13 protein-coding genes are annotated in these 12,345 nt (G+C 37.4%); 8 read left to right on the top strand and 5 right to left on the bottom strand.

Translation table 11 applies throughout. The features are described 5' to 3' along the window. Positions 1-229 precede the first annotated feature (229 nt). The 6 genes from LV92_RS00175 (at position 230) to clpX (ending at position 5,793) form a co-directional block, all read left to right on the top strand. Positions 230-943: a pyridoxine 5'-phosphate synthase gene (locus LV92_RS00175; protein WP_111621682.1), complete on the top strand. Its 714-nt coding sequence runs from the start codon at positions 230-232 to the stop codon at positions 941-943. Beyond that, positions 943-1,710, top strand: a complete 768-nt coding sequence (locus LV92_RS00170) for an alpha/beta fold hydrolase (protein WP_111621681.1) — start codon at positions 943-945, stop codon at positions 1,708-1,710. Before LV92_RS00175 ends, LV92_RS00170 begins: the two co-directional genes overlap by 1 nt. A 155-nt stretch (positions 1,711-1,865) precedes the next feature. Beyond that, positions 1,866-2,216 (top strand): phage holin family protein, encoded by a 351-nt coding sequence (locus LV92_RS00165; RefSeq protein ID WP_111621680.1) that lies wholly within the window; start codon positions 1,866-1,868, stop codon positions 2,214-2,216. Between the two features lie 98 nt (positions 2,217-2,314). Then, positions 2,315-3,637, top strand: coding sequence for a trigger factor (gene tig / locus LV92_RS00160; protein WP_111622297.1), 1,323 nt, complete (start codon positions 2,315-2,317; stop codon positions 3,635-3,637). Between the two features lie 142 nt (positions 3,638-3,779). Beyond that, positions 3,780-4,460: an ATP-dependent Clp endopeptidase proteolytic subunit ClpP gene (gene clpP, locus LV92_RS00155; RefSeq protein ID WP_111621679.1), complete on the top strand. Its 681-nt coding sequence runs from the start codon at positions 3,780-3,782 to the stop codon at positions 4,458-4,460. Positions 4,461-4,557: 97 nt separating this feature from the next. Further along, on the top strand, positions 4,558-5,793 hold the full coding sequence (gene clpX, locus LV92_RS00150; RefSeq protein ID WP_111621678.1) for an ATP-dependent Clp protease ATP-binding subunit ClpX: 1,236 nt from the start codon (positions 4,558-4,560) through the stop codon (positions 5,791-5,793). Positions 5,794-5,859: 66 nt separating this feature from the next. On the opposite strand, the gene LV92_RS00145 is transcribed toward clpX, so the two are convergent. Next, complete coding sequence (locus tag LV92_RS00145; RefSeq protein WP_111621677.1) at positions 5,860-6,408, bottom strand: hypothetical protein; 549 nt, start codon at positions 6,406-6,408, stop codon at positions 5,860-5,862. A 74-nt stretch (positions 6,409-6,482) separates the two neighbouring features. Further along, positions 6,483-7,997 (bottom strand): GH3 auxin-responsive promoter family protein, encoded by a 1,515-nt coding sequence (locus tag LV92_RS00140; protein ID WP_111621676.1) that lies wholly within the window; start codon positions 7,995-7,997, stop codon positions 6,483-6,485. 274 nt (positions 7,998-8,271) lie between these two features. On the opposite strand from LV92_RS00140, the gene LV92_RS00135 reads away from it, so the two are divergent. Both LV92_RS00135 and LV92_RS00130 read left to right on the top strand, forming a co-directional pair. Further along, positions 8,272-9,066: a DUF2797 domain-containing protein gene (locus tag LV92_RS00135; protein WP_111621675.1), complete on the top strand. Its 795-nt coding sequence runs from the start codon at positions 8,272-8,274 to the stop codon at positions 9,064-9,066. 172 nt (positions 9,067-9,238) lie between these two features. Continuing rightward, a complete protein-coding gene (locus LV92_RS00130) occupies positions 9,239-10,573 on the top strand; it encodes a cryptochrome/photolyase family protein (RefSeq protein WP_111621674.1) in 1,335 nt (444 codons plus the stop codon). 112 nt (positions 10,574-10,685) lie between these two features. Here the strand turns inward: LV92_RS00130 and LV92_RS00125 are convergent, their stop codons facing one another. From LV92_RS00125 to LV92_RS22140, 3 genes are all read right to left on the bottom strand, one after another. Then, positions 10,686-11,138, bottom strand: a complete 453-nt coding sequence (locus LV92_RS00125) for a sterol desaturase family protein (protein WP_111621673.1) — start codon at positions 11,136-11,138, stop codon at positions 10,686-10,688. Between the two features lie 110 nt (positions 11,139-11,248). Beyond that, entirely contained in the window at positions 11,249-12,085 is an 837-nt protein-coding gene (locus LV92_RS00120) for a phytoene/squalene synthase family protein (RefSeq protein WP_111621672.1), read from the bottom strand. A gap of 113 nt (positions 12,086-12,198) precedes the next feature. Next, positions 12,199-12,342, bottom strand: coding sequence for a fasciclin domain-containing protein (locus LV92_RS22140; protein ID WP_211322924.1), 144 nt, complete (start codon positions 12,340-12,342; stop codon positions 12,199-12,201). Positions 12,343-12,345: the final 3 nt, after the last annotated feature.

Below are 12,345 nucleotides of genomic sequence, written 5' to 3'. Positions count from 1 at the left end.
TATTATTTCCAAATGACTCAGCTTTTGCGAGCTGTTAAAAAACAATCCCGATAAATTAGCAATACTCCAAAACCAATCCCATCCAATAGGTCTTAAAAGCCACCTAAACCTAGTTGCCTATAATTTTCCTTCATGGAGCTGACCGAGCTTGGAAAACGAATTCTTAATAATAAACCAGCAAAAGGTATGCCTAATTTGTATTTTTGCTTTTTAAACATACCAAAATCCTATGACAAAGCTTAGCGTTAATGTAAATAAAATTGCAACATTAAGAAATTCTCGTGGTGGAAACGTGCCCGACCTGTTAAAAGTAGCCAAAGATATTGAAGATTTTGGGGCACAAGGCATAACAATACATCCGAGACCCGATGAAAGACATATAAAATACCAGGATGCACGGGACCTAAAGAAATTGGTTCGCACCGAATTTAACATAGAAGGAAATCCCGTACAATCATTTATGGATTTGGTTTTGGAAGTAAAACCCACACAAGTCACCCTAGTCCCCGATGCCGTTGACGCTATTACGTCGAACGCCGGATGGGACACTGTAAAAAACAGGAACTTTCTAAAAGAAGTGATATCAACATTTAAAAGCCACGGGATCAGAACTTCTATTTTTGTGGACGCTAATATTGAAATGGTCCAAGGTGCCGCATTGACAGGTACCGACCGCATTGAACTATATACCGAAAGCTATGCCAACGAATATGCTAAAGGAAACAAGAAAGGGGTTTTAGCCTTTACCGAAGCTGCAAAAGCAGCCCATGAATTGGGCTTGGGCATAAATGCAGGACATGACCTAAGCCTTGACAATATAAAATATTTTAAAGAAAACGTACCTAATCTGTTGGAAGTTTCCATTGGGCATGCCCTGATATGCGAATCCCTGTATCTAGGCCTGGAAAATGTAATTAATATGTACCTAAACAAATTAAAGTAATGCCGGTATTGCATTCCAATATTTTAGGAGAAGGACAACCTATTATTATCCTACATGGTTTTTTGGGCATGTCCGACAATTGGAAATCCATGGGGTCCAAATATGCCGAAGAGGGCTTTGAAGTGCACCTTCTAGATTTGCGCAACCATGGAAAAAGTTTTCATTCCGCAGAGTTTAACTATGATTTACTGGCAGAGGATGTAAAACAATACATGGACTACCATCATTTGGGAGAGGCCATTATACTTGGCCATTCCATGGGAGGAAAAACGGCCATGCTGTTTGCCTGCCGCTATCCCCAATTAACAAAAAAGCTAATTGTGGCCGATATTGCTCCCAAATTTTATCCGCCCCATCATCAAGATATAATAAACGGACTCAATGCATTGAATATTAAAAATATAAGCTCTAGAAATGACGCAGATGAACAGTTGTCCAAATACATCAAAAATGTAGGGATACGACAGTTTTTGTTGAAGAATTTGTATTGGGAAGAAAAGGGAGTATTGGGATTTCGCTTCAATCTTGAAGTTTTAAGTGGAAAAATGGAGGAAATTGGCGAAAATATTGGGTCTACCGATACCTATACAGGCCCAACACTTTTTTTAAGGGGAGACAGATCAGAGTACATAACCCCAGATGATTTAGCTGTGATAAAAAGGCATTTTCCATTGGCCACGGTTGAAACAATAGAAAAGTCCGGACATTGGCTTCATGCGGAGAATCCAACCCAGTTTTTTGAAAAATCCATTCAATTTATCAAATAGCCAATTCCTTTTTCAGTTCATAAAATTTTCAGGTCAATTCAATGTCCGTTCTTAAAACCAAGAAAATTATCCCCTTGACAGATAAAATAAATGTTTACTTTTAATGGTATTATATCATTCACAAAACATTCCATAAACCAAAAAAAAAGTAAACCATGAACCTGATTTTAAGAATTCTCCTGAGTGCCGTAGCAGTTGTTATTTTAGCAAAAATATTGCCTGGGATAGGTGTGGACTCCTATACCACGGCCATTATCGTAGCCATTGTGTTAAGTTTGCTGAATTTTATTGTAAAACCCATTTTGGTCATACTAACCTTGCCCGTCACCATACTTACCTTAGGGTTGTTCCTACTCATAATCAACGCTATAATTATCCTTTTGGCCGACTACTTTATTGATGGCTTTCAGGTAAATAATATTTGGTGGGCATTACTTTTTAGCCTTTTGCTTTCCTTTCTGCAATCTATATTTTATTCATTTCTAAATGACGACAAAAATATCTAGGGTACCTTTTTGACATTCAGTAATTTAAAAACTTGTTGGAGATTAGAAAATGTACTACTTTTGCATCCCATTTTATTTTAGTAAAATTAGATATAGAAATGAACATCACTAAAGAGCAGATTGACGAATTAAATGCAGTAGTAAAAGTTGCGGTAACCAAAGACGATTACTTCGATAAGGTAGAAACAATCTTAAAGGACTACAGAAAACAGGCAAACATACCAGGTTTCAGAAAAGGTCAGGTGCCTATGGGATTGATCAAGAAACAATACGGAAAGGCCGTTTTGGTAGATGAGGTAAACAAACTGTTACAAGACAATCTTAACAAATATCTTACAGAAGAAAAGCTGGATGTTCTAGGAAATCCACTTCCAAAACAACAGGATAACTTTAACTGGGATTCTGAAGAGTTTGCATTTGAATTTGAATTGGGTCTTGCCCCTAATTTCAATGTAGACCTTAAATCTAAAAAAGCCATAACGCACTACAAAATTGTTGCCGACAAAAAAATGATCGACGAGCAAGTGGAGCGTATTCAAAAGCAATACGGTAAATTGATCAGCAAGAAGGAAATTGGGAAGAAGGATGATGTAAATGGTGTTTTCAAGAACGAGGCAGAGGAAATAGACAATAAGACCGTAATCGAGATAGAAAAAATAAAAAGCAAAAAAGCACTTGAGAGCCTTTTGGGCAAAAAAGTGGGCGATGTGGTTACCTTAAAAACAAAGGGATTGTTCAAAGAGGATTATTTATTGGGCAGTTCTTTGGGTATCGATGGTGAAAAATCCGAAAAATTGGATATCGAAGTTACTTTCACTATAGAGGAAATTAACGAAAAGGAGCCGGCAAAATTAGATCAGGAGCTTTTCGACAAGTTGTTCGGGAAGGATGTTGTTACCTCCGAAAAAGAGCTTAAAGAAAGAATCAAGGAAGATTCGGAAAAGCAATTTGAGCAACAGTCCGATCAGAAATTATTAAATGATGTTACCGAACATTTTATAGACAACATCAAATTTGACCTTCCTACGGAATTTTTGACCAAGTGGATTCAGATGACCGGGGAAAAACAATTGTCCGAGGAAGAAGCGAACGAAGAATTTGAAAAATCGGAAAAAGGCCTGCGCTATCAACTAATAGAAGGCAAGATTATTCAAGAAAACGGAATTCAGATACAGTTTGATGAGCTAAAAGAATTTGCAAAAGGCTTTATTAAGCAGCAAATGGCACAATTTGGCCAGTTGAACCCCAAAGAGGAGGAGTTGGACAATATTGCTGCAAGGGTACTTTCCAACCAAGAGGAGGTAAAACGCCTTTCAGAACAATTGATGAGCCAAAAGCTTTTGACCCTTTATAAAGAAAAGGCAAATTTAAAAACGAAAGAAGTTACTTACGAAGACTTTGTTAAGGAAGTATACGGGTAATTTAAATAAGTTGAACCTTACATTTTAAATACGCTTCTATAGGAGCCAATAAAATAAAGTTTCACTAAAAATAAGTATATTTACAGTGTCGAAGAGTTGATTTTCGACACTTTTTTTATCTTATAAAACTATTGATTAAAATATGGATTACGGGAAAGAATTCAAAAACTACGCTATTAAACATCAGGGAATAAATAGCATGTATTACGATACTATTTTAAGTAGTATGTACCCCACCAACCTTACTCCAAACATTATTGAAGAAAGACAGCTAAATGCAGTGGCAATGGATGTTTTTTCGCGATTAATGATGGACCGGATCATTTTTCTCGGAACAGGGATCAATGACCAAGTTGCCAACATTGTACAAGCACAGTTATTATTTTTGGAAAGCACGGATGCTTCCAAGGACATACAGATATATATCAATTCCCCTGGCGGAAGTGTTTATGCCGGTTTGGGAATCTATGACACCATGCAGTTCATAAAACCGGATGTGGCTACTATTTGCACAGGAATGGCCGCCTCTATGGGAGCAGTACTCCTATGTGCCGGAGCAAAAGGGAAACGCAGCGGATTGACCCATTCCAGGGTAATGATACATCAACCTCTTGGCGGAGCACAAGGACAGGCCAGTGATATTGAAATTACGGCCAGGGAGATTCTAAAACTTAAAGATGAATTGTACCAAATCATTGCACAACATTCCGGACAATCTCTTGAAAAAGTAAGTGACGATAGTGATAGGGATTACTGGATGAAAGCAAACGAAGCCAAGGATTATGGCATGATCGATGAGATCTTGGTAAGGGATAAAGACTAGAGACGACTAAAAGATTCGAAAAATCCGGGTTACATTCTACACGGATGCACCAAAGTGTGGATTATTTCGTTACTATTATTGAAAGTGATAAAATGATATGGCAAAAGAAAATTTAGAATGCTCTTTTTGTGGTAGAAAGAAACCGGAAACCAATTTATTGATTGCAGGTCTTGATGCACATATATGTGATCGTTGTATAGAGCAGGCACACGGTATTGTCGCAGAAGAATCCAAGCAGACCAAAAACAATGACCTTTCCTCCGAATTAACCTTGAAAAAACCTTTGGAAATAAAGGAATTTTTGGACACGTATATAATTGGTCAAGATCGCACTAAAAAAGTAATGTCCGTTGCCGTGTACAACCATTACAAAAGACTTCTACAACCAAAAAGCAAGGAAGACGATATAGAAATCCAAAAGAGTAATATTGTAATGGTGGGCCAAACCGGGACAGGTAAGACCCTTATGGCCAAAACCATTGCCAAAATGCTCAATGTTCCTTTGGCCATCGTTGACGCCACCGTACTTACTGAAGCCGGTTATGTTGGGGAAGATGTGGAAAGTATACTTACCCGTTTACTACAAGCGGCAGATTACAATTTGGAAAAGGCAGAACGCGGTATCGTCTTTATAGATGAAATTGATAAAATTGCACGTAAGAGCGACAATCCTTCAATTACTCGGGATGTATCCGGGGAAGGTGTTCAGCAAGGACTTCTTAAACTATTGGAGGGAACCGTGGTAAACGTACCGCCCAAAGGAGGTAGAAAGCACCCTGATCAAAAATTTATTGAAGTAAACACAGAAAATATTTTGTTCATTGCCGGAGGTGCCTTTGACGGTATTGAAAGGCACATTACCAAAAGGCTGAATATGCAGGCCGTAGGCTATAGCGCGTCAAAAGCTGAAGAAAAAGTAGACAACGAAAATATTTTACAATACATTGTACCTAAGGATTTAAAGGATTTTGGATTAATACCTGAGATTATTGGTAGATTACCGGTACTCACCCACATGAATCCATTGGACAAGGAAACCTTAAGGGCCATTTTAACAGAGCCCAAGAACGCCATAATTAAACAATATGAAAAATTGTTTAAGATGGATGGTATTTCCTTTAAGATTACGGAACAAGCGTTGGATTATATTGTGGACAAGGCCATAGAATATAAATTGGGAGCAAGGGGTTTAAGATCACTTTGCGAAGCAATTTTCACCGATGCCATGTTCGAATTCCCGAGTACGAACGAAACGGAATTTAAGGTAACAAGACCTTATGCCGAAGAGAAATTATCCTTCGAAACTATTAAAAAGTTAAAAGCAGTCTCTTAAGAGACTGCTTTTAACTTTTATAATACCTATTAATTGTTTGCCATAAATATTATGGAAACTTAGGCTTTAAGCCACATATTGTTTTTGCATAACCTTGGCCAGTAAATCTTGACAAACCTTACTGATTATTTTCTCATCGGTATAGAGTTCATGCCCAAAACCCTTCACAACTTCAAGCTCTACACCAATTTGGTCAGACCAGGTATTTGAAGGCCTAAACTCATCATTTTGACCATAAAGCAGTTGAATATTCGCTGCTGCCGGCCTCTCGCTCTCAAAACGCAATCTTGTACTGGAAATGGTATATAAGGATTTTATGGGCAAGCCTTGAAGAGCTGCTTTCCAGGCTATACAACCACCAATACCAAAAGTTAAATAATGACTGGGCTCCGTTTCCTTTTTAAGCAGATGGGCAACCGCAGTTTCCACTCCGCCATCAATAAATTCCTTGTGGATATTTTCTGGAGAATTTACCTCCAAACTTATATTTGCCAAGTGCTGACAATCATAAAATGTAATATCATAATACTGTTGCAAGTAACCCAAATAAGAGGTTATCCATAGCCCTTTTTTAGAACCCCACATATCGGACAATATTACTAGTCTATTTGCCATAATAAAAAGTATAAATAGTTAAAGGGAAACATTTAATACCTCTAAATTGAACATTATGACAGTTAATATCACATTTAATTGTTCATCTGAAGCAATTCCTCGATATAATCCCTTTTATTGGACAATCTTGGAATTTTATGCTGCCCTCCCAACTTATCTTTTGATTTTAGCCAGTCATAGAATAGGTTTTCCCTGGCAATATGTACTTTGGGAAGTTTTAAAGTAATGTTGTTATAACGCTTGGCCTCATAGTCCGAGTTCAAGGATTTAAGTGCATTGTCAAGGATTTCGGTAAAATAAGCCAGTTCTTCGGGGGGCTTCCTAAACTCTATAATCCACTCATGGGCACCCTTTTCCTTACCTTCCATAAATATCGGCGCCACCGTATAGTCCTTTATTTCGGACCCTGTTTTTATACAAATAGTTTTTAAGGCTTCTTCCGCATTTTCTATGATCAACTCCTCCCCGAATACATTGATATGATGTTTCGTTCTTCCAGTAATCTTGATCCTATAGGGATTGGTAGAGGTAAACCTCACCGTATCCCCTATTTTATACCTCCACAGACCCGCATTGGTAGTAATTATTACCGCATAGTTCCTATCTACTTTCACATTCCATAATGGAAGGGTAATCTGATCGCTGGTACCATAAGTTTCCATAGGAATAAATTCATAGAAAATTCCATAATCCAACATCAATAAAAGATCATCCGCATTATTTCTATCCTGAATGGCAAAAAATCCTTCGGAGGCATTGTAAATTTCATAGTAATTGAAGTTTTTCCGCGGTAAGAGTCTGGAATATTGATCCTTATAGGGGCTAAAGCTTACCCCTCCATGAAAATATACTTCCAAATTTTCCCAAACTGTAAAAAGGTTCTCTTTTCCAGTTTGCTCCAGGACATTATTTAAGAGCACCAACATCCACGAAGGCACTCCGGCCAAGCTGGTCACATTTTCTTGAACACTTTCCCTAATAATGGCCTGTAACTTAGTCTCCCATTCGCTCATCAGGGATACCTTGTTACTAGGAGTACTACTCAGTTCTGCCCAGAATGGCATATTATCTATAAGAATGGCCGAGAGATCTCCAAAAACGGTACCATTATCCTGATACAGTTCCTTACTCCCGCCCAATCTCAAGCTCTTGCCCGTAAACAACTGCGAGTTCTCATTGTTGTTTAAATATAGGCAAAGCAGATCTTTACTGGATTTATAATGGCAGTCCTCCAAAGCCTCCGAACTTACAGGTATAAACTTGCTCTTGGCATTAGTAGTACCACTACTCTTCGCAAACCACTTAATGGTTGTTGGCCAAAAGATATTTTGCTCCCCCTTTCTAGAACGCTCTATCATAGGCTCCACCTCCTCATAGGAGACTATGGGGACCCGCTCTGCAAAAGTTTCATAACTGGCAATAGATTCAAAATCGTACTTCCTTCCAATTTCCGTATCCTCAGCAAAGGACAATAACTGGTGCAACACCTCATCCTGTACCTCTTCAGGGTACTTTAAAAAAAGTTCAATCTGATGATATCGCTTTTTCAACAGCCAAGAAGCAATGGAATTGAATAATGTTATTGGCATTTTTAGGTATCTTTATCGCTGTTTAAAGCAGGGTTTTGAGCTAAGGGCCCGTTAAATTATTCATCTGTTGTTTTTTATGTCTGTTTTTGTACCAAATCTTATAAAGTCTAAACCCCAGCCATCGCTAGGATTATAAATTTACCCTAAAAAAGTATCAAAAATGGCATATAAAAATTATAACAAAAAATTACTAAACAAGCTCTTAATTAAATCGGCTAAAAATAGCTTTAATTGAATTCATATTCAAATTGATTTTACGTTAAGCAGAAAAAATATGCAGTATCAAGGAGTTTTAAGAAAAATGCAAACCGAATTGGCAGATCCCATACAATATTACTTAATATTTGATGGTGACTTTTTAAACCTGAACCAGGTATTGAACAAGGAACTTACAATTTCCTTTATAAAATATCAATGTCTTAATTGTGGGGAAGATCGGCCCATTTTCAGACAGGGTTTCTGCAGGACCTGCTTTTATGAAATTCCTACCGCCGGGGACTGGATCATGCGACCCGAATTAAGTACAGCTCATCTGGAAAAGGAAGACCGTGATCTGGAATATGAAAAAAAGGTTCAGTTGCAGCCGCACGTCGTATATCTTGCCAATTCCAGCAATATCAAAGTAGGCGTAACACGAAAATCGCAGGTACCCACTAGATGGATAGACCAAGGTGCCCATGAGGCCATAGAGATTGTTGAAGTCCCCAATCGGTATTTGGCCGGTGTTACCGAGGTTGCTTTAAAGGAACACATCGGCGACAAGACCAACTGGCGTAAAATGTTGACCAATGAGATTGACGACGAGGATTTGGTGGAATATAGAAATAAGTTAAAAAAATATATTCCGGAAGAGGCCTCCGCATATTATATAGAAAGCAATACGGAAACCCATCTAGAGTTTCCCGTGCTACAATATCCCAAAAAGGTAAAAAGTCTTAATCTGGACAAAACTCCAATCTATAGTGGGGTCTTAAAAGGTATTAAAGGGCAATATCTAATCTTTGAAGACAGTACGGTCTTTAATGTCAGGGGAAGTGAAGGATATGTTGTTAGTTTGGAAGTGAAGTAGATTATACAAGTAGAAAACATTGATTTTCATTCAATTTATCATTAAATTGTCCTTATAGTTGGAATACTCCAAAATTACCAATCAGGATAAGAAGCTGGCTTATTCTATCCCTAATATTTTTCGGTCTACATTCTGAAACCTATAATCATAATAATTTTTTCCCATCAAAACTATGGTGCCAAATACGAGTAATGAACACAATTCCGCCTTATCCAAGGACAAAACCCCAATTGCTGTTTTTTGGTTCAGACGCGACCTTAGAATAGAAGACAACACGGCATTGGCAGAAGCATTAAATAATGATGTTCCCGTGTTACCCATATTTATCTATGACCGACTAATTTTAAATGAGCTGCCTGAAAATGACGCCAGAGTTAATTTCATCAATCAAACAATTCTTAAAATAAAAAACACCCTAAAGAGCCATGGCTCGGATATTTTATGCTTGGATGGTGAACCGGCAACCATTTGGAAGGAATTAATTTCCAACTTTGATATTGCTGCCGTATACACCAATCGTGACTACGAACCTTATGCCATAGGCAGGGATAAAGAAATTGCCCAATTGCTTGCAAAAAAAGATATTCCCTTTTTTAGTTTTAAGGATCAAGTAATTTTCGAGAAAAGTGAAATTGTAAAAAACGATGAAGACCCCTATACCGTTTTTACGCCCTATAAGAATAAATGGCTTGCAAAATTCGAGGAGGAAAATCCCATACAACTTAAGAATCCTAAGCTGAACAAGTTTCACAAAGGGGATTACCCCTCCATATCTTTGGAAGATATTGGTTTTAAAAAGTCCGATATTCAGGTGCAGGATTTTGACTTGACCCAGCTACATCGATACGGAGATCAAAGAGATTTTCCATATGAGGACAGCACCAGTTATCTAAGTCCCCATTTAAGATTTGGAACTATAAGTATCAGACAAGTAATTGCCCAGATCGATAAAAAATATGAAGTTTTTTTGAGTGAATTGATTTGGAGGGAATTCTTCATGCAAATTCTCTTTCATTACCCCAAGGTGGTCACCCAAAATTTTAGGTCTAAATACGATAATATCCAATGGAGGAATAACAAAGAGGAGTTTCATCTCTGGTGCCAAGGAAAAACCGGATACCCGATGGTGGATGCCGGAATGAGACAGCTGAACAAAACCGGTTTTATGCACAACCGGGTAAGAATGATTACGGCTGGCTTTCTTTGCAAACATTTATTGATCGACTGGAGGTGGGGAGAAAGTTATTTTGCGGAGAAATTATTGGATTATGAATTATCCTCCAACAATGGAAACTGGCAATGGGCGGCCGGAACAGGCTGTGATGCCGCTCCCTACTTTAGAATTTTCAACCCACAATCGCAACAGAAAAAGTTCGACAAAGATTACAAATATGTAAGAAAGTGGATTCCTGAATTTGATTCCTTTGAATACCCGGACCCAATAGTTGAGCACAAATTTGCCAGGGAAAGAGCTTTGAAAGCGTATAAAATTGGAATTGAGTCTTAATAATAAAGGGGCTTCGGGATATTTTACAAATGCGCGGTCAATTACATAAAACTTCTAACTTCTTAAAAGAGCCCTAAGATATTTTTAACTGTCCAAAACGGAAATTCTATATTTAATTCCGCCTGAAGTATTTGTTGGGAACCAGTAACATACCAAAACATTCCCCATCTTCCTTGCCCAGATTTTTATGATGAATTTTATGGGCTTTCCTTAAAGCTAGCAAATATTTGTTCTTAATGTTCTTAAACCAATTGAACCTTTGGTGAATAAGCACATCATGAACCAAAAAGTAAGCAATGCCATAAAATAGGATACCCAAACCAATAAAGAATAAATAGTTAAGGGTTGGGGTTACGCCAAAATAAAAAAGCGCAATACTGGGAATGGCAAAAATCACAAAAAAGGCATCGTTTTTTTCAAAAACATGGGGGTACTTAGGTTCGTGGTGGTCGGCATGCAAAACCCACAAAAAACCGTGCATCACAAATTTATGGGTACACCAGGTAACCACTTCCATCACTATAAAAGTCAATAGTGTTATTAGAACATACCATACTATTTCCATTTATTATTTTTTTTATAGTTCATTCCATTTAAGGATTAAGTTTCAACCGGAGATACAGGCAAAACTACTTTCCTAATTACTTGAGCTACTTTTGCCTTGAAATACATTACTTAAATAGCATTTAACTTAAATCTTACATAGCCCTTGGCCAATATCACCATTTTCATAGGGTTGGAAATATGGATTCTAGCCGTAAGTATTTTTTCGGATTTGGTGTGCTTAAGTTTTTTTAAAAGTTTAGAATAGTATTTATAAGCTATATAAACCCCAAGTCTACTTTCTATGGGCAATTGAACCAATCCTTGATAGGCTTTCTCAAAATCTGCCTCGATATCTAAAATGATCTCTTTTTTCACTTCATCCGTCAATTCTTTTTGATGTACATTGGGAAAATAGGATCTACCTAAACTTTCAAGATCTTGTTTTATATCCCTCAAAAAATTTACTTTTTGAAATGCGGAACCCAGATACTTGGCTGAAGATTTTAGGTGGTTGAACTTTTTGTTATCGTTATCCACAAATACCCTTAAGCACATTAGACCAACCACATCGGCCGATCCATAGATGTAATTTTCGTAAGCCTCCTTGGTCGTATATTCAGAAACTTCAAGATCATACTGCATACGTTCCAAAAAGACATCGGCGTATTCATAAAGTTCATACTTATGTACTACCTCCTGAAAAGAATTTATAATAGGATTTAAACTAATTTTTCTTTTTAGGGAAAGTTTATATTCTTTTATAAATTCGGTCAGTAATTCTTCTTGATCGTAATCGTGAAAAGAATCCACAATCTCATCAGCATACCTAACAAAACCATAAATTGCATAAATAGCTGGTCGTATTTTGGGCGAAAACAATCTAATGCCCAAAGAAAAGGAAGTACTATAGGTATGGGTTACCAATTTACTGCATTTTATACTGGAAGAATCGAAGAGCGCTTTCACAATTTAAGATGTTTAATTTTTAAATAATACCAATAGTGTAGAGAATAAAGTGAGACTGACGCCCATTGCTGGTCGTCAGTCTCGGTAACCAAAATAAAGCACTAACCCTAACCTTAATGCAATAGGGCATCTATTGCCTCTTGTGGTAACAATACTTTATCAATTACATGTACTACTCCATTACTAGCGGCGATATCGGCTGCTGAAACGGCTGCGTCCACATCGGTTTTATCCTGAATAAATACTCCACCTGTCAAATT

Origin of the sequence: Arenibacter echinorum (assembly GCF_003259375.1) — a bacterium.
GTDB lineage: Bacteria > Bacteroidota > Bacteroidia > Flavobacteriales > Flavobacteriaceae > Arenibacter > Arenibacter echinorum.
The sequence above is the reverse complement of the archived record's forward strand: the minus strand, read 5'-3'. Positions and strand labels throughout refer to the sequence as shown.

Coding starts and splice junctions, on each gene's coding strand:
- LV92_RS00170 (WP_111621681.1), top strand. CDS start 943: ATGCCGGTATTGCATTCCAATATTTTAGGAGAAGGACAACCTATTATT.
- tig (WP_111622297.1), top strand. CDS start 2,315: ATGAACATCACTAAAGAGCAGATTGACGAATTAAATGCAGTAGTAAAA.
- LV92_RS00125 (WP_111621673.1), bottom strand. CDS start 11,138: ATGGAAATAGTATGGTATGTTCTAATAACACTATTGACTTTTATAGTG.
- LV92_RS00165 (WP_111621680.1), top strand. CDS start 1,866: ATGAACCTGATTTTAAGAATTCTCCTGAGTGCCGTAGCAGTTGTTATT.
- LV92_RS00130 (WP_111621674.1), top strand. CDS start 9,239: ATGGTGCCAAATACGAGTAATGAACACAATTCCGCCTTATCCAAGGAC.
- LV92_RS00175 (WP_111621682.1), top strand. CDS start 230: ATGACAAAGCTTAGCGTTAATGTAAATAAAATTGCAACATTAAGAAAT.
- clpP (WP_111621679.1), top strand. CDS start 3,780: ATGGATTACGGGAAAGAATTCAAAAACTACGCTATTAAACATCAGGGA.
- LV92_RS00145 (WP_111621677.1), bottom strand. CDS start 6,408: ATGGCAAATAGACTAGTAATATTGTCCGATATGTGGGGTTCTAAAAAA.
- LV92_RS00140 (WP_111621676.1), bottom strand. CDS start 7,997: ATGCCAATAACATTATTCAATTCCATTGCTTCTTGGCTGTTGAAAAAG.
- clpX (WP_111621678.1), top strand. CDS start 4,558: ATGGCAAAAGAAAATTTAGAATGCTCTTTTTGTGGTAGAAAGAAACCG.
- LV92_RS00135 (WP_111621675.1), top strand. CDS start 8,272: ATGCAGTATCAAGGAGTTTTAAGAAAAATGCAAACCGAATTGGCAGAT.